The organism is Planococcus sp. 1R117A, assembly GCF_051417975.1.
Taxonomy (GTDB): Bacteria; Bacillota; Bacilli; order Bacillales_A; family Planococcaceae; genus Planococcus; species Planococcus shenhongbingii.
Window position 1 is genome coordinate 639,699 of the sequence record NZ_JBPRLO010000001.1, and the last position, 15,680, is coordinate 655,378.

The window sequence follows — 15,680 nt, forward strand, 5'->3', positions numbered from 1 at the left end:
TAACACTCCTTTAGAAATTTTATAGTTGTACGGAAAAAACAATGCATAAATTTCAGGTTCCTGTTTTTATTCTTCGGACGAGCGTGTGGTTTGCGTGGCAAGTGTATCCCAGAATGAAATATCAGCGTCTGCAATGGAACCGTCCGCTATCGCGCGCACTGCAGCATCAAGTGTCGTAATGGTCTGCTTAATCAGGTAGCCATTGCTTTTCTGCCCAAGGACATACGGTTCGTATTCATGGTCGGACATACCTCTCATTTCAAATAACAGCGTTGAAATGCCATATTCTACAGCAATTCCGTTGCGGCTGATGGTTTCTGCATCGCCTCCGCTGTATTTGGCGATATGGCCCCATCCTGTAGGGTCAACGGCATTAAAGACTACGGCGCCAAGCTGTTTGGATTTCAGTAAAACGTCCGGATCAACATTGGGAGTAGTCGGATAAAGAATAGATCCCGACACAAGCTTGCCGTCGCGCTCACTCTGTGTGCCCTGATGATGAAGGTCAATCATGTAATCAATATCGTATTTGCGCATCACGTTATTATGGAGCGCCTGGGTTTCCGGCTGTATTTTGTTGACGTGGTCGCGATTCAAATCCACTTCACGGGCATTATAGCGCGTTAAATGGCGGTCTCCGCTGGCCACATAATCCTCCAAAGAAAAATCGACATCTCCCATCGCTCCGTCTGCGTTGAGCATTGGCACAATCAGGATATTGACCCCGTCTGTAATCCCTTTCATTTTCCCTGTCCCTAAATGCTTGATAAATTCAAGAGCACCTTCCGTAGTCAGCTGTTCGTTGCCATGCTGCTGGGTCAAAAACAGGATGGTGGGATTTTCAGGATCCGTCAAATATTTCACCAAATATAGATCTCGCCCTTTAACGCTTTGGCCGATTACTTCCAGTTCCATATTCTTTTGCTTTCCTTCCTGTTTCTTTAAGAAATTTACCATTTCATCATACGTGTGCAAAATTGATGTGTTGATGGTTTCGTTGCCGCCATATCCTGGTCCATTGCCAACAGCTTCTGCCGTAGGGGCTGTAAACGGTGAAGCACTTAGCATTAACGCCCCGGCAACTGAAAATGCCACCAGCTTCTTCCTTGCACGATTCTGTTTCCCATCCTTCTGTTTTGTGAATCCGTTGACCATTCATCCACCACTCCCTCTGATTTTATAAAAATTTTCCGGTTCTGGATGCGCGCAAAAGAAATGAACAAGCTGTCCCTCAGAAAGTTTCGCATCCCTAAGGGTTATTCATTTCAAGCTTTGTAAAATCCTTCTAAAAAATCCAAAACAGGAAGATAGTTTTGTAATATTCTATTTATTAGGGTCATTAGGACCAATTGAATTAATTAAACATCCCATCTAAAAAAAACATCCGCCTCTGAAATTCAGAGACGGATGGTTTAAGTAACTAGTTATTATTGGGCAATAGATATATCTGCCTGCAATTCAATCTCTACATTGCCTTTAATTGCCCGGCTAATCATGCAGGATGACTCTGCTTTTTCAGCAAGTTTCCGAGCGAGGGAAGAATCTTTTTCCGATGCTTCTTTGCCCAGTACCAGTTTTGGTCGATGGATGATCTTTTGATACGTAAAAACGCCGTTCGTAACGTCCACGATGCCTTCAGATTCCATCGTCAGGGATTCCTTGTTCAGCTTGCTGCGCTCCAACATAGCCGCTAGCGTAATGATGTAGCAGGTCGCTGCAGCTCCCAGCAGCATTTCATCGGGATTCGTCCCGACTCCGGGTCCGTCCATTTCCGGCGGAATCGAAATTTCGGTTTTTAAGTTACCTGCTTCGATTTCTCCCACATCATTGCGAAGCCCCGGCCATTGCGCTGTTAAATGAAAACTGTGTTTTGCCAATTTCCTCTCCCCTTTACTATTTATGCTTATTAAGACAACTCTTCTAATTCACCCAGCTTCGGCATCGCCGTAAGCGCTCCGGGTTTAGTGGTGCAAAGTGCCCCTAATTTATTAGCGAATAAGGTGCAATCAATCACTTCCGCCCTTGTTTTAGGCATCCCGTTCAAATGGATATAGCGGAGGGTCCCCGCTACAAAGGCATCTCCCGCCCCGGTTGTATCCACCGGTTGGACCGGAATGACCGGCACGTGGAAATCCTCTCCTTCAAACAAGGCATGCGTCCCGTTTTCTCCATCCGTCAACAACACCAGCGGTATGTTGAATTTTGACAGCTGCTTTATCCCTTCTTCAACAGAATCAGTTTCCATTAAAAAAATCAATTCATCTGTTGTCAATTTCAATATATCAACATTGGCCAGAAATTTAAAAACAGTGTCCCGGCATTGCTCTTCGCTTTCCCATCTAAGCGGACGGATATTGACATCGAAGGAACAAAGCACTCCCTGTTCTTTTGCAAGCCGGACTGCTTCAACCGTGGTCTTCAAGGCTTCCGGATGGAACATTGTGCCCGTACACATATGAAATATACTTGCATTCTTGAATGCTTCGCCTTTCAAATCATGTGCTGCTACTTGAAGATCGGGCGTCTCATTTTCGTAATTGGCAAATATGCGATCATATTCTGGAGTAAAGTGGACATAAACACCGCTCACCCTTTTTTCCGGCACAATAATGGAATAGCTTAAATCGACTCCTTCTTTTTCAAGTTCTCCACGCACAAATGCAGAAGTATCATCATCTCCGGTAATGGTGATGAACTTGGAAGGCAGGCCAAGCCGGCTGACACCAGCAGCCACATTGACGGTTGCCCCTCCCAAATGCCTGTTAAATGAATCATTTTTAGTGTCTAATGCAATATAATCGACAAAAGCATCTCCATAAGTAAGGATGTGCTTTGGGTTTACCATAAAATTGCCTCCTGGTTTTAACGCTCAGCAGCGCTAGGTATTTAATCAGCAAATGATAGTTTCTTCACTTTGATTAAGCTTATGCATTTCATTTACTTCTTCCATTATTTCAGGCACTGTTATAATTAAGCAAGTAAAAGGAGTGACATTGCATGAACCTAACGATACGTCAGGCTATGCCTGAAGATGCAGAAGCTGTAGCTCCGCTGATCATCAATGCGATCGGCGATATCGCAGCTCATATGACAGCTGAATCTGATCCCGAAGCCATTTTGCATAAAGTCGAGGCAATGATCCGCGGCTGCAATACCCGGCACAGCCATCTTTTCACTTGGGTCGCCGAAATGGGTGAAGCAGTTGCAGGAACACTGGTACTTTATCATGGCAGTAAAGCACAGGAACTGGATCAATACCTGATTAACCTGCTCGAAACCGAAGGCCATCACCGGACGATTGAACCGGAAGCCCACCTTGATGAATGGTATATCGATACAGTTTCTGTAGCCCCTCAATTCCAAGGGCAGAAAATCGGAACCAAACTGCTTTCTTATGCAGACCTTTTAGTTCTGAAGGCCGATGGAGGAAAGCTGTCCCTTAATGTTGACGTTGAAAAGGAAGGAGCTATTCGCTTGTATGAGCAGCTGGGCTTTGTTATTTCCGAACCCTGGACCATTATTGGCGAGCCATTCCACCATATGGTTAAAAAAGTAAGCGCCACTGCTTCGATGCAATAAAACAACTGCCGCCTCCGTTTTTCCCGGGGGCGGCAGTTTTTTTTTATTGTTTCTTTGATGGCTGAAAGCTGCTGTATAGCGCTTCACGGCGATCTGTAAATACCGGAATGCGCTTGCGCACTTCTTCCACTTCATCCAGGTCAATGTCCGCATAGCCGATGCCTTCTTGCATTGCCATATCCAAACGGAGTTCTCCCCATGGGGCAATAACCATTGAACTTCCGCCAAAAGCATTTTTCGGATCGCTGCCAACACGATTGACGGCGACAATAAAGCATTGGTTTTCAATCGCCCGGGCTTGCAATAAGATTCTCCAGTGATCAATACGGGCTTCTGGCCATTCTGCAGGAACGAAAATGACCTTAGCTCCGTTTAACGCCTGGGCACGGATCCACTCAGGAAAACGGATATCATAACAAATCACCCCGCCGCAAGTCATGCCTTCCAATTCAAAAGTGCCAAGCCCATTGCCTTCTTCCAAATGAATATGTTCATCCATCAGCCCGAAACGGTGGGCTTTATCGTATTCAGATACCAGTTCTCCGTCTTTATTCACCACAAACATCGTATTATAAAAACCGCTGTCTTTTATGATTGAAACAGACCCACCGACAATATTAACCTGATTGGCTTTCGCAAATTCCTTCAGAAAGTTGACTGTGCGGTTCGAGCCGTCCGCCAGTGTTTCCAATTCTGTCAAAGCATAGCCGGTATTCCACATTTCAGGCAGTACGATTGTATCTGCCCCGTTTCTGGCAGCTTCTTCCAAGTACGCTGAAACTTGGTTAAAGTTGGCTTCCGGTTCCCCAAATACAATATCCATCTGAACACAAGCAATTCTCATATTTTTCTCCTCCAGTAGACAATTCTACTTAAACTCTATAAGATTTGGAGTAGAAGTGCAATTATTTAGAAAATGAGGGACGCAATAATGGAATTTTCAAATCGATTACAACAATTGCCGCCACAATTCTTCTCGAAACTTGCGGCGAAAACAAGCGATGCATTGGCAGAAGGCCGTGACATTATCAATCTCGGACAAGGAAATCCTGATCAGCCAACGCCGTTACATATCATCAAAGCAATGCAGGAAGCAGTAGCTGACCCGAAAAATCATAAGTACTCGCCTTTTCGCGGCATTTCAGAAATGCGTCAAGCAGCTGCTGAATTCTATAAACGCGAATATGATGTTGATATCGACCCAAATACGGAAGTTGCAGTGCTTGCTGGCACAAAAATCGGCTTAGTTGAACTGCCGCTCGCTTTTCTAAATCCCGGCGATTTGATGCTTCTTCCCGATCCCGGGTATCCTGATTATTTATCCGGTGCTCCTTTAGCGGAAGCCCAGTTTGAAACGTTCCCTCTTAAAGTGGAAAATGGTTTTTTGCCAAACTTTGCAGAAATGCCCGAATCGGCCAAAGAACGGGCAAAACTCATCTATTTAAACTACCCGAACAACCCGACAGGCGCTGTCGCCAATCCAAGCTTTTTCGATGATACGGTAGCATTCGCGAAAGAAAACAATATTGCAGTCGTCCATGACTTTGCTTACGGAGCTGTTGGATTTGACGGGATAAAACCGCCAAGTTTTCTGCAATCCGAAGGCGCGAAAGAAGTGGGTGTCGAAATGTACACCTTGTCGAAGACATACAATATGGCCGGATGGCGCATCGGTTTTGCAGTAGGCAATCCTAAAATTATCGAAGCACTGAACCTGATACAGGATCATCTTTTTGCCGGTCTTTCGCCAGCTCTTCAGCTGGCAGCGGCAGAAGCATTGACAGGCGACCAGCAATGCGTCATCAGCCTGGTCGAAACTTACGAAAAACGCCGGACTGTCCTTAAGAGAGAGTGTGAGCGCATCGGCTGGAAGATTGACGCCCCGAAAGGCTCTTTCTTTGCTTGGCTGCCTGTTCCTAAAGGCTTTACCAGTGTCGAGTTTGCGGATTATCTATTGGAACACGCCAATATTTCAACAGCTGCCGGCAGCGGCTTTGGAGAAAGCGGCGAAGGCTATATCCGTGTCGGCCTCTTGGTGGACGAAGCACGCATCGCAGAAGCGATTGGACGGATCGAGAAATTGAATTTGTTTTGATGCCGGCTCTGTTCAATAGCATTAGAAAAAAGTATATTTATCATGCTAACGGAATAAACATCCCTCTTTTATTGGCGCAATGCCGGATCCTGTGCTCCAGCCGGACGCTTTCCGCGGGCTCGCGCCGAACTAACGAAAACCTGTGCTCCTGCGCTAGCTCGTCGCAAAGACTTGTCCTCGCCAGCCTCGGTCAAGTCTTGACTGATGCCCGAGTGGATTTCGGCACTTCGCTGCCCCGCAGGAGTCGCCGGCTTGCGCTCCGGATCCTGGAACCAAGCGTCCACCAGGAACAAATGCTGCAGCTGAAGACCCCGCAGGAAGCGAATTGTGCTTGCACGATTCGTTTGCGACGAAGCTAGCTAGCGCAGCGATGTAGGAGCACCGGGTTTTCCAGTGACGAGGAGGCTGAAGCCGAGCCCACGGAAAGCGAAGTGGCCGGCCAGGTTGGTTTTATTCAACCATAGTCATCAGCCTTTGACTTTGTCTACAGTCTGAAAAAAGCTCAGCCTATAATCGGCTGAGCTTTTTTATTTCAGTCAACTATTTACGCCTCTTAAATGCCACCGTTTGCAATTTAAAAGATGAAAGATTCCACTCTTCCCATAAAAAATGCCCAACAAATCACATCAATTTGTTGGGCGTTTCAGCTGGCTTCTTTTATCCAGCTCCTTCAAGCAAGAGTTCCATTGACCGTAAGGGTTCGATTATTCGTTTTCAGATTTTATAGCAGTTATTAATTCCATATCCCAATACAGATCAGAACTTTGGGCATCGTCTTGGTGCACTTCTGCTGCCAGGACATTTCGTCCCTCCACCAAGTGTTCCAATTGGTTTTCATCCAACCGAATTCTTTCCACTTTGCCTTCTTCTGACAGATTTTTATCGGCTACATCATATAAATAATCGTCAAAGGAGATATCGCCTTCAGGCAAATTGAAGCGCCCGATTTCCTGTCCGTTCAAATAAAGGATTACACTGTCATCCACAGTAAAATCGATAAAGCCTAAATCCCCAATCGAATCTAAATCTTCCACTTCAAACTCGGTTCGGAAATAAGAGGTAGCGAATTTATCGGATTCTTTGGATCCATAGCCTATTTCCGTTTCAATTTTTCCAAATCGTTCATGTTCTTCATCTTCCGGATAACCTAAAGGAGCGTTTCCAGTGTCCCAGTCGCTGTCATCGAATTCTGGTTCTCTCCATTCCGTTCCTTGGTCAGAACCGTCATCGAGATAAGACCATTCACTGTTTTTTTCAATGAACTGTTGCTCTTCCTGATCAACGATGGAAAGAGTGGTTTCTTCCGTTTTGAACGTCTCTCCTTCAATTGCCACTTCTGCCCAAACCTTGACTTCTCCTAATTCTGCATTTTCAGTCAGAGAAACCTTGCCATCAGCTGCGAAAGAGACTTGCCCTTCCCGGTCTGCTTTGTATTCGACTTGTTCCGGAAGGATATCATACTGCGCCCCTTCCACATTTGTCCCCTTCACCTTCAGCACCACTTCCGGGTAAAGGGAAATGGGTTTAACAGGCAATACATTACCGGTAACTTCCAGATTCACTTTCTCCAGCGCTGGAATCACTACGGGAATTGCGGGGTCCTTTATGATCTTATAAGAATCCACTGCCTCCATTGTATCAACGCGGTAAGTAGTAAACTCCAGGCTCGTCGGAGTAACCGCCACATTTGTAAAAGTGGTCGTTTCCAGCTGGTTCCTCACCGCTGCATACGGCTCAGGGTTAGGTTCAATTGCGTAATATTTACTGCCGCTGGATGAATTGGCTGTAAAATAAACCGTTCCTTCCGGATTCACAACACTGCCATTTTGAACCATATGGTTTTTCAGCGGCTGCAGCGCCTTCATTTGATAGGTGCGGACATAGCTATGGTCATGTCCCATCAATACAGCATCAATATCCAGCGCATCTATTGCCGGCACAAGGCTTTCCCGCAATTTGAGGATCTTTTCTGAATCCGAATGGGCGGCTGCACTGTAAATGGAATGATGGAATACGACAAACTTCCATTTGAAGTCACGGTCAGCCGTTGCTTCGATCGTTTCATTCATAAACTGGATATGTTCTTCTGCCTTTTCATTGTTCGAATTTAAATTCATGATCAACGTGTCGCCGTAAGTGAAATAATAATCTCCGCCGGATTTGTCGTAATTGCCTAATTCAGGGTTCTGGTTCGGCACATTGAAATGATATTCATAATATTTATTGTAGTCATGGTTCCCAATGGTTGTGGCGGTCGGGTATTGCCGCAAGGCATCAGGAGCAAAATAAGCAACAAATTCTTTTTCCGAGCTTCTGTAATCCACTTGGTCCCCCGCCGATTGAATAAAACTGGCATCCGGGAATTTTTCAATCGCTATGTTCAGTGTATTCTCCCAGCCCTTCCTGTCTTCCGCCACATCACCGGAAGCACCGATTTGCGGGTCACCCATTAACAGAAAATTATAAGCATCTGCATTGCGCGTTTTGAAACTGTACATTTCCGACCATTTCCCTTTGCCGTCACCCAGCCTGTAAACATACTCGGAGGCCTGTTCAATGCCGGTGATTGTCGCCTCGTGAGCAGCAAAACCGAATGATGCCTTGTCCAATTCTGCAGCTACAACTTCAGCATTTTCCGGAAATTCTGCAGGCACTCCTTCTGTAATTTTGGCGTATTGAATGACACCGGGAAAGTTGGTCTTTGGGGAGTACCAGGAAAAATTAAAGCTGGTTTCATCCGCTCCAGGCGCGAATGCTATTGCTATTGCAGGATAAACGTCTGGATTGTTGTAGCGGGCCAGAAATTCTTTATCCCAGATTTTCAACGAACTATACATTTTATCCTGATAAGTGCGCTTTTGTTCATCCACCAGTTTTCCGGCAAGGCCATATGTATCCATTACCGTGTCCTCCGGGAAATCCTGACCGCTTAAAGTGCTGATTGCTTTCGCTTCAGCCGCTCCATTTGCTGCTGCCGTACCGGTATTTGCACTCAAAGGAGAAAATGCTATAAAAAGTCCAATGGCCGCTAGAGATAAGTTCTTCCATGTTTTCGAGTTTCCCATTGAATGAGCCATTATTATCACTCCCATGCCTAATTCCTATTGTTTTGAAGCTGTTAAGATGCACCATACATCTTTTTCTCATGCAAGCTGTGTAGAATCTCAGCTTCCTAAATCTTAAAAAGCTTTCTGATTTTTCTTATTATACATGAAAAATAGCGAAAAGAAAGCTGTAAATAGGTTCCATGTAACATAATTTTTTTGACAAAACATGACAAAATGGACATTCTCAATCTATAGAGCCAGAAATATTCAGCAGCATAAAAATAAGAAGCGCGGAATAATTCCGGGCTTCTTATTTTTATTAATCCTGCCTTGTTTTCTGGCTTAGCTGTCCGCTTTACATCCAAACGAATTCCAGCCGAAGCATTTTAAATCTGTTTCTCACTGGAATTTCAAGCTCAATATATTTTGTTCCTATCAAGAATCTCTGCCCAAACTATTAAGTTCCGATCCGGGGCCAAATAGGCCGCTCCCCTTATTTGACGATGCCGATGTTCTCTACCGGCGACAAGCGGAACTTCACTTCCCCAATGACTGCTTCTTCTAAAATAAAACCAATTATCCGGGAATCGACGCTGTTTAACCGATTGTCCCCTAAAACAAAATAACAGTCTCCAGGCACTATAAACTCTCCAAAATCGGCTGTCAGTTCCGGATAGCCATTTTCTTTTGCCCATTTCCGGTTTTCTTCGAGGTAAGGTTCAGCAACCCGCTTCCCATTCAAGTACAATTGATCATCTTTCATCTCCACCCGGTCTCCCGGAATACCAATCACGCGTTTGATGTAATTTTTCTTATCGGGTGCTACAAAAACAATCATATCAAAATTGTCAATCCGGCTGATTTTACTCAAGACTACTTTATCGTCTTCTTCAAAAGTTGGCATCATGGATTGCCCGTGGACCGAAACCGGTTCAAACAAAAATTGACGGGATACCAGAACAATGGCGGCAGTAAGAATAATAATTTTCATCCAATTAATAAGGCCATTCAATGCTTCTTCATCCACAGGCATCCCCCTCTTGTTATTTTTTCTCCATTCAATCTTACTACAGTGCCCGCCTGCTTGCACTTTGACTTTTGCTATTCCTTTATGGTCTTGCTACAATTATGTAAATATTCCGAAAAGGAGATGGAACTTTTGAAAACTTTGCCCGCTAAAGAGGTCATTTACAGTTTCTCCACCTTAAATCCGCCTGTGCTGCATATCCGTCCCGGGGATACTGTGGCAATTGAAACCTATGATTGCTTTAAAAACCAGATCCAGTCCGCCGATCAGGAAGTCGCTGCAATCGATTGGAATGAAATCAATCCTGCAACCGGACCGATTTTTATTGAAGGAGCGGAATATGGGGACCTTTTGAAAGTGACGATTGATGAATTGGAAATCGGCACTCAAGGAGTTATGGTAACTGGACCGGAACTTGGTGTGATGGGTCATCGGCTCGAACAAATGGAATCGAAGATTATTCCGATCAAAGACGGTAAAGCCATATTCAATGAACGCCTGCATCTGCCTTTGAATCCCATGATTGGCGTAATCGGAGTAGCCCCTGAAGGAAAACCTGTATCATGCGGCACCCCCGGGCCGCATGGAGGCAATATGGATACAAAACTCATTACGAAAGGCGCGACGCTGTACTTTCCTGTCTTTACAGAAGGCGCTCTTTTTGCCTTAGGCGATTTTCATGCGGCGATGGGAGACGGAGAGGTCAGCGTTTCCGGAATTGAAGTTCCTGGGCGTGCCACCGTCACCTTTGATGTCATCAAAGGAAAGCATTCCAAATTCCCGATTCTTCAAAACAGTGAGGGATTCGCCATGCTTGTTTCGGCAATGACTCTTGATGAAGCGGTGAAGACGGCTGTCGAAGAAACAATTGACTTGCTGCTTCCTTATACCGACATGAGTGTCAGTGAAATTACCATGCTGATGAGCGCAGCAGGTGAAACTCAAATCAGCCAAGTGGTGGATCCGCTTGTCACTGTCCGCTTTTTCGTGCCCCAGCATGTGCTGGATTCCTTGGACATTCAATTATTCAGTTAAAGGAGGCCATTATGTTTAAAGGAGAAAAAGTTTGTTTAACGGCAATGCGTGCTGAAGATTTACCCGACTATCGAAAATGGAACGGCGAAGCGGGATTCGGCCGAAATTACAATTCCAGCCCGATACGTGAAATTTCCGAGAAGCAGGCAAACGACTGGTTCCAGGAAAATACGGAGCGGGATTTTCGCTTTGCCATCCGTCCGGTCGGGCTCGATACCTTTATGGGCGTCTGCGCCATTGAAGATATTGAGTGGCCACACCGGGTCGGCTGGGTATCCATTGCGCTTGGTCCTGATTTCCAAGGCCATGGATATGGCACAGAAGCGATGGCTATACTGATGAATTACGCCTGGAATGAATTGAACTTGCACCGGCTGCAGCTCACTGTTTTTGATTATAATCAGCCTGCAATCGCAATGTATGAGCGATTGGGTTTTCAAAAAGAAGGCGTTTATCGGGAGTTTTTACAGCGTGACGGAAAGCGGCATGACATGTATTTATACGGCAAATTGACGTCAGAATCGTCCGACTTTTGAGCGAAACGCCATTCTGTGTTACACTCAAGAAAAAATGTAGGTGATAAGAATGGTAGGAAGAAATGATCCGTGCCCATGCGGCAGCGGCAAGAAATACAAAAAGTGTCACGGAAAACAACAATCCGTTTCCATTAATGACTTAGTGAATGACGAACTTTTCAAAGTTCGCCAGCAATTCTTTTCAGAAAACCCGAACCAGGAACAACTGCCGGATTTCCGTCAGCTTCAACAGGAATGGCAGCCTCAGTTAATGGAATCGATGGCAGAAAATGATGCGCAAGCATTTGTCATTGAAAACTTTTTGTTTATGAAAAAACCGGAATTATGGCAGAATTTCTTAGTGAAGCATATTGAGCTTGCTCAACGCCCAACTACTAAAGAAGTTCTTGAAAACTGGAAGAATGTCCGGGTTTTCCTTGGACAATTCATCAAAGGCAATGAGGCATCCGCTCAGTTTAAAGATGCTTTCACCGGTGATATTTACGAAATGACTGACCAGCCTCCGACTGATATGCAGGATGGCCAAGGCTTATTGGCAATTTTGCTTCCTGATTCCCGCATCGGAGAAAAAGGCGCATTGTTCTTGAACGGCTACTTGACCGTAGTCGGCGATTTCAATCCATTCTTTGAGCAATTGAAAGCCAAGATGGAAGCTGAAAAAGCTGTAGATGGCAACCAATATGTGCATGAGCATTATCTGGAAGTCGTTGAACAAATTGTGAAGTATTCAACCGGTACCGTAGAAGAAAGCATCGAGCTTTCCCCGGAACACGGGTTGGTTATGACAGAGCTTAACAAACACATCGAGCAAGCTGACTTTGATGATGAAACTGTAGATAACGTGACCAGCATCATGAACAGCTACCTGGTCAGCCAGCAGCCAACTGTCCAAAAACCGGAAGCACTTGTTGCAGGTTATTGGCGCTTCCTGCAGGACCATGAATTGATCAAAGGGCCAATGCTCGCTCCGAAAGACTTGAGTGAAAAGTTCAATGTTTCATCAAGCACTATCTTGAAACGTTCAAAAGAATTCGGTTCTTATTTCGAAGAATTGCTAGCTAAAAATTAAACCAAGAAAAAAGAGCAGCCGCGGCTGCTCTTTTCCTTTTCATTTCAATAGAGAATGACTCTACTGCATGACATCCTTCTACTCCCCTTTTCTTCTCCGGAACCGAATCAGCATATAAACCAGGATTCCAGTTACAGCCAAAAATAAATACAGCCGCAAAAAACGGATGGCCATCCACTCGCCTCCTGAAAATCCCAAGCCATAATTCAAGAGAACCAAAACCGATAAAATAATTCCTGCGGCAAAGAAAAGCAAGGAAATCCCTTTTATAAAATTAAGAAAAACTTCCATCGTCTCAACTCCTTTATCACAGAAACACCGGGAATTTAATTAACAGGTATTTATTGAAAAATAGAAATTTAATAGCAGTTTATGCACAAAATCAAAAAGTTATCCTTCTTTTCTGTGGACTACTAGTGAAAAAGATGTTTATTCACATGTGGATAACTTTTCTGACATCTTTTTATCCACAGGTTTACATTTTCATCTTCTCTCAAAACCTTGAATATCTTATTTTTTTTTAAGTCGTACGAGGAGTTTTTACTCTCATTTTCCGATGCTCCCGCCGTGCTGGCGCAGAGTTGAAAAACAGTTTCTCTCCCTCGGATTCTGGAATCACTCCAGGAACCGGCACCGGTTTTCCATTATCGCCCATTGCCACCATCGTCAAAAATGATTCAGTAGTCAGTTTTTCTTCACCGGTCTGCAGATTTTGAGATTTTACACGGACGTAGACTTCCATCGATGTGCGTCCTGTAGAAGTCACATTTGCTTCCAATTCCAGCACTTCCCCGACATGGGCTGAGGATAAGAAGTCGACAGAATCGATAGAAGCCGTGACCACGACATGGCGGCGTGAATGTTTCATGGCCGCGATGCCTGCTATTTCATCTATATACGCCAGTACCTTTCCGCCAAAAATCGAATTCATGTGATTCGTATCCGGCGGCAGCACCAATTTTGTCTGGATTGTTCTGGATTCTTTCATTGGCTTTGCTTCCATTTTCAACACTCCTTTCAATTAATGCTAACTTGTGAAAAGGAAAACGGCAAGCTTTGCTGCTATGGTATATTTACATTAAGGGGGAGTAAAGATGACTGAATTTCTGCATATTTTAAACACACCGGAATTCCAATCAAAAGAAACGTTAAAACAGCAGCTTAAAATGTTGGGCATAACAGCCGGAGACTCTCTTATGGTCCATTCCTCGTTAAAATCGATGGGATGGATAGCAGGAGGCGCTCAAGCCGTTGCAGAAGCCTTAATAGAGACCATAACGGCCGAAGGCACTCTCATCATGCCTTCACAGTCTACAGACAACTCTGATCCTGTTTACTGGATGAATCCGCCCATACCTGAAAACTGGCATCAGCCATTCCGTGAAAATTCGCCGGCTTATGATCCCCATTTAACCGAGCTCCGGGGAATGGGAAAAATTGCGGAATGTTTTCATCGCCATCCTGATACCATTCGCAGCCCTCATCCCTCTCATTCATTTTTGGCTTTAGGAAAACAAGCAGCCGAATGGATGAGCGAACAGCCAATCGACGATTCGTTCGGACAAAACTCGCCGCTTGGTAAAATGATGAAAGCGGATGTGAAGATTCTCTTTATTGGAACCGGTTTTGATTCCTGTACGGCTTTGCATTACGCTGAATTTGTCCAGGAAACGCGGACTACTTCTCCGCAAGGCGCCGCTATGATGATTGACGGAAAACGCGTCTGGCAAACTTATGACTGTGTAGATATGGACGCTGACCGTTTTCCCGAACTGGCCAAAGACTATCCAGGCGAAATTATTGCCGGCACCCTTGGACAAGCGGAAGTGAAGCTGGTCGAAATGCGGCCGCTCGTCGAGTTTGGCATCGAATGGCTCCAGAAACATCCGGCACCGGTTGAAAAATAGCATTAAGAAAAGCCGATCCCATTAATGAAGGGACCGGCTTTTCTTAAGAGATAATTTCATCCAGTAAATTTTCGAGCCTGTTATTATTAGCGTTAAATGAGTCCACGAATGCATTAATGATTTCAGCAGGTTCCGGAATCTTTTCCCATTCGAGCTGATAACCTGCATTAATTGCCAGCTGCCGGGCAAATTCCCGGACGGTGCGCCCATTGCCTTCCCGAAAAGGATGAAGCGCATTTAATTCCGCTAAAAAATAAGCGAGTCGCGGAATGAATCTTTCGCGCGGTAAATCTTTTAGATAGTTTTCAGCAGCCAGCTCTGTAAAAATCTTATGAAGTTCAGGCTCGATAAACTTTGGATGGGCAAAAGAAGAAGATCCTTTTGAAATCATCTCTTTTCGCAACTCCCCTGCAAAGGGATACACATCCTGAAGAATGTATTGATGGATCGCTAAAAAAGCTTCCATATCCACGGGATTTGCAGGCTTATTAATTTTCAGCTCAGAAAGACGGAAAAGAGTATAGACTTTTTCCAGCTCTTTCAATTTCTCATCATCCATCAAGTTAAAGTTGTTGATCAATACGTCCGAATCCGGATAGCAATACAACGAAGAATGCTGATACTTAGACATTGAATTTCGTCTTAATGGCCCGGTGGAATTGTGCTTCCGTCTGTTCACCAGTCAAGACCGACCGAACAAAATTCCGATCATCATTTGTCACGTTAAACCCTTCAGTGGTGAGCGAATGTGACGCATAGGAAATCGCATGGTTGGCTTGTTCACGGGTAACCCGGTTCACTAATTTCGTCAAAATCATTACCACCTTTCATTCTTTTATTATAGCATTTCCTACCCCCTCTTTCCATTGTGAACACTGGATTTAAGCGCTTTTTAAACTAAAAAACCCTATAAAAAAATAAGAAAAGCCAGGTGCGGAAACACCCGGCTTTTCTTATATCTGCTGCTGTAATTCTTTTGTTTCTTCCGGAGTAAATGCCCTCGATCTTGTCAAAAAACGCTTGCCTTCCACTCCTTCAAGAGAAAACATGCCACCCCGTCCTGCGACTACATCAATGATCAGCTGCGTATGGCTCCAGTAGTCAAACTGGTTTTTATGCATATAGAATTTGCTGCCGCCGATTTCACCGAGCATCACATCCTGATCACCGATGAACAAATCGCCTTCTGGGTAACACATAGGTGAACTGCCGTCACAGCAGCCTCCCGACTGATGGAACATGACTGGCCCGTGCTGTTGTTTCAGCAATTCTATCAGCTCGAGTGCCGCATCCGTTGCCGTTACACGTTCGACCATAGGTATCCCTTCTTTCCTGGTAAAGAGAAACTTAATCTGCAGGGGTTCATCCTGCAGATTATTAGTTGA

17 protein-coding genes are annotated in these 15,680 nt (G+C 44.8%); 6 read left to right on the forward strand and 11 right to left on the reverse strand.

Features of this window, described 5'->3' with window-relative positions:
• Window positions 1-66 precede the first annotated feature (66 nt).
• The 3 genes from ACSFXN_RS02950 to ACSFXN_RS02960 all read right to left on the reverse strand — a co-directional run bounded on the left by ACSFXN_RS02950 (window position 67) and on the right by ACSFXN_RS02960 (window position 2,845).
• Complete coding sequence (locus tag ACSFXN_RS02950; RefSeq protein WP_437149151.1) at window positions 67-1,068, reverse strand: M14 family zinc carboxypeptidase; 1,002 nt, start codon at window positions 1,066-1,068, stop codon at window positions 67-69.
• A gap of 359 nt (window positions 1,069-1,427) precedes the next feature.
• Window positions 1,428-1,877 (reverse strand): OsmC family protein, encoded by a 450-nt coding sequence (locus ACSFXN_RS02955; RefSeq protein WP_437148705.1) that lies wholly within the window; start codon window positions 1,875-1,877, stop codon window positions 1,428-1,430.
• Between the two features lie 29 nt (window positions 1,878-1,906).
• Window positions 1,907-2,845, reverse strand: coding sequence for a carbohydrate kinase family protein (locus tag ACSFXN_RS02960; RefSeq protein ID WP_437148706.1), 939 nt, complete (start codon window positions 2,843-2,845; stop codon window positions 1,907-1,909).
• Between the two features lie 152 nt (window positions 2,846-2,997).
• On the opposite strand from ACSFXN_RS02960, the gene ACSFXN_RS02965 reads away from it, so the two are divergent.
• Complete coding sequence (locus tag ACSFXN_RS02965; protein ID WP_437148707.1) at window positions 2,998-3,579, forward strand: N-acetyltransferase family protein; 582 nt, start codon at window positions 2,998-3,000, stop codon at window positions 3,577-3,579.
• A 43-nt stretch (window positions 3,580-3,622) separates the two neighbouring features.
• On the opposite strand, the gene ACSFXN_RS02970 is transcribed toward ACSFXN_RS02965, so the two are convergent.
• Window positions 3,623-4,423, reverse strand: coding sequence for a carbon-nitrogen family hydrolase (locus tag ACSFXN_RS02970; protein ID WP_437148708.1), 801 nt, complete (start codon window positions 4,421-4,423; stop codon window positions 3,623-3,625).
• Between the two features lie 87 nt (window positions 4,424-4,510).
• On the opposite strand from ACSFXN_RS02970, the gene ACSFXN_RS02975 reads away from it, so the two are divergent.
• Window positions 4,511-5,674, forward strand: coding sequence for a pyridoxal phosphate-dependent aminotransferase (locus tag ACSFXN_RS02975; protein ID WP_437148709.1), 1,164 nt, complete (start codon window positions 4,511-4,513; stop codon window positions 5,672-5,674).
• A 704-nt stretch (window positions 5,675-6,378) separates the two neighbouring features.
• Here ACSFXN_RS02975 and ACSFXN_RS02980 read toward each other — a convergent pair.
• Both ACSFXN_RS02980 and lepB read right to left on the reverse strand, forming a co-directional pair.
• Window positions 6,379-8,751, reverse strand: a complete 2,373-nt coding sequence (locus ACSFXN_RS02980) for a metallophosphoesterase (protein WP_437148710.1) — start codon at window positions 8,749-8,751, stop codon at window positions 6,379-6,381.
• A gap of 463 nt (window positions 8,752-9,214) precedes the next feature.
• Entirely contained in the window at window positions 9,215-9,748 is a 534-nt protein-coding gene (gene lepB, locus ACSFXN_RS02985; RefSeq protein WP_437148711.1) for a signal peptidase I, read from the reverse strand.
• 132 nt (window positions 9,749-9,880) lie between these two features.
• On the opposite strand from lepB, the gene ACSFXN_RS02990 reads away from it, so the two are divergent.
• The 3 genes from ACSFXN_RS02990 to ACSFXN_RS03000 are packed head-to-tail and all read left to right on the forward strand — an operon-like array spanning window position 9,881 to window position 12,388.
• A complete protein-coding gene (locus tag ACSFXN_RS02990; protein ID WP_437148712.1) occupies window positions 9,881-10,783 on the forward strand; it encodes an acetamidase/formamidase family protein in 903 nt (300 codons plus the stop codon).
• Window positions 10,784-10,794: 11 nt separating this feature from the next.
• Window positions 10,795-11,319, forward strand: a complete 525-nt coding sequence (locus ACSFXN_RS02995) for a GNAT family N-acetyltransferase (RefSeq protein ID WP_437148713.1) — start codon at window positions 10,795-10,797, stop codon at window positions 11,317-11,319.
• 49 nt (window positions 11,320-11,368) lie between these two features.
• Complete coding sequence (locus tag ACSFXN_RS03000; protein ID WP_437148714.1) at window positions 11,369-12,388, forward strand: SEC-C metal-binding domain-containing protein; 1,020 nt, start codon at window positions 11,369-11,371, stop codon at window positions 12,386-12,388.
• Between the two features lie 78 nt (window positions 12,389-12,466).
• Here ACSFXN_RS03000 and ACSFXN_RS03005 read toward each other — a convergent pair whose 3' ends face one another.
• Together ACSFXN_RS03005 and ACSFXN_RS03010 are read right to left on the reverse strand one after the other, a co-directional pair.
• Window positions 12,467-12,679: a hypothetical protein gene (locus ACSFXN_RS03005; RefSeq protein ID WP_437148715.1), complete on the reverse strand. Its 213-nt coding sequence runs from the start codon at window positions 12,677-12,679 to the stop codon at window positions 12,467-12,469.
• A gap of 229 nt (window positions 12,680-12,908) precedes the next feature.
• Window positions 12,909-13,391, reverse strand: coding sequence for an acyl-CoA thioesterase (locus ACSFXN_RS03010; protein ID WP_301855590.1), 483 nt, complete (start codon window positions 13,389-13,391; stop codon window positions 12,909-12,911).
• 91 nt (window positions 13,392-13,482) lie between these two features.
• Here ACSFXN_RS03010 and ACSFXN_RS03015 point away from each other — a divergent pair, with 91 nt between their 5' ends.
• Window positions 13,483-14,295 (forward strand): aminoglycoside N(3)-acetyltransferase, encoded by an 813-nt coding sequence (locus tag ACSFXN_RS03015; protein ID WP_437148716.1) that lies wholly within the window; start codon window positions 13,483-13,485, stop codon window positions 14,293-14,295.
• Window positions 14,296-14,338: 43 nt separating this feature from the next.
• Here ACSFXN_RS03015 and ACSFXN_RS03020 read toward each other — a convergent pair whose 3' ends face one another.
• The 3 genes from ACSFXN_RS03020 to ACSFXN_RS03030 form a co-directional block, all read right to left on the reverse strand.
• Window positions 14,339-14,926, reverse strand: coding sequence for a Fic/DOC family protein (locus ACSFXN_RS03020; RefSeq protein ID WP_437148717.1), 588 nt, complete (start codon window positions 14,924-14,926; stop codon window positions 14,339-14,341).
• On the reverse strand, window positions 14,919-15,113 hold the full coding sequence (locus ACSFXN_RS03025; RefSeq protein ID WP_437148718.1) for a hypothetical protein: 195 nt from the start codon (window positions 15,111-15,113) through the stop codon (window positions 14,919-14,921). Before ACSFXN_RS03025 ends, ACSFXN_RS03020 begins: the two co-directional genes overlap by 8 nt.
• Window positions 15,114-15,248: 135 nt before the next feature.
• On the reverse strand, window positions 15,249-15,611 hold the full coding sequence (locus ACSFXN_RS03030) for a DUF779 domain-containing protein (protein WP_437148719.1): 363 nt from the start codon (window positions 15,609-15,611) through the stop codon (window positions 15,249-15,251).
• Window positions 15,612-15,680: the final 69 nt, after the last annotated feature.

Excerpts from the sequence above, each read along its gene's own strand:
- ACSFXN_RS03030 (WP_437148719.1), bottom strand. The coding sequence starts at position 15,611 with ATGGTCGAACGTGTAACGGCAACGGATGCGGCACTCGAGCTGATAGAA.
- ACSFXN_RS03005 (WP_437148715.1), bottom strand. The coding sequence starts at position 12,679 with ATGGAAGTTTTTCTTAATTTTATAAAAGGGATTTCCTTGCTTTTCTTT.
- ACSFXN_RS03020 (WP_437148717.1), bottom strand. The coding sequence starts at position 14,926 with ATGTCTAAGTATCAGCATTCTTCGTTGTATTGCTATCCGGATTCGGAC.
- ACSFXN_RS02950 (WP_437149151.1), bottom strand. The coding sequence starts at position 1,068 with ATGCTAAGTGCTTCACCGTTTACAGCCCCTACGGCAGAAGCTGTTGGC.
- ACSFXN_RS02995 (WP_437148713.1), top strand. The coding sequence starts at position 10,795 with ATGTTTAAAGGAGAAAAAGTTTGTTTAACGGCAATGCGTGCTGAAGAT.
- ACSFXN_RS02965 (WP_437148707.1), top strand. The coding sequence starts at position 2,998 with ATGAACCTAACGATACGTCAGGCTATGCCTGAAGATGCAGAAGCTGTA.
- ACSFXN_RS03010 (WP_301855590.1), bottom strand. The coding sequence starts at position 13,391 with ATGGAAGCAAAGCCAATGAAAGAATCCAGAACAATCCAGACAAAATTG.
- ACSFXN_RS03015 (WP_437148716.1), top strand. The coding sequence starts at position 13,483 with ATGACTGAATTTCTGCATATTTTAAACACACCGGAATTCCAATCAAAA.
- ACSFXN_RS03000 (WP_437148714.1), top strand. The coding sequence starts at position 11,369 with ATGGTAGGAAGAAATGATCCGTGCCCATGCGGCAGCGGCAAGAAATAC.
- ACSFXN_RS02960 (WP_437148706.1), bottom strand. The coding sequence starts at position 2,845 with ATGGTAAACCCAAAGCACATCCTTACTTATGGAGATGCTTTTGTCGAT.
- ACSFXN_RS03025 (WP_437148718.1), bottom strand. The coding sequence starts at position 15,113 with ATGATTTTGACGAAATTAGTGAACCGGGTTACCCGTGAACAAGCCAAC.
- ACSFXN_RS02975 (WP_437148709.1), top strand. The coding sequence starts at position 4,511 with ATGGAATTTTCAAATCGATTACAACAATTGCCGCCACAATTCTTCTCG.
- ACSFXN_RS02980 (WP_437148710.1), bottom strand. The coding sequence starts at position 8,751 with ATGGCTCATTCAATGGGAAACTCGAAAACATGGAAGAACTTATCTCTA.
- ACSFXN_RS02970 (WP_437148708.1), bottom strand. The coding sequence starts at position 4,423 with ATGAGAATTGCTTGTGTTCAGATGGATATTGTATTTGGGGAACCGGAA.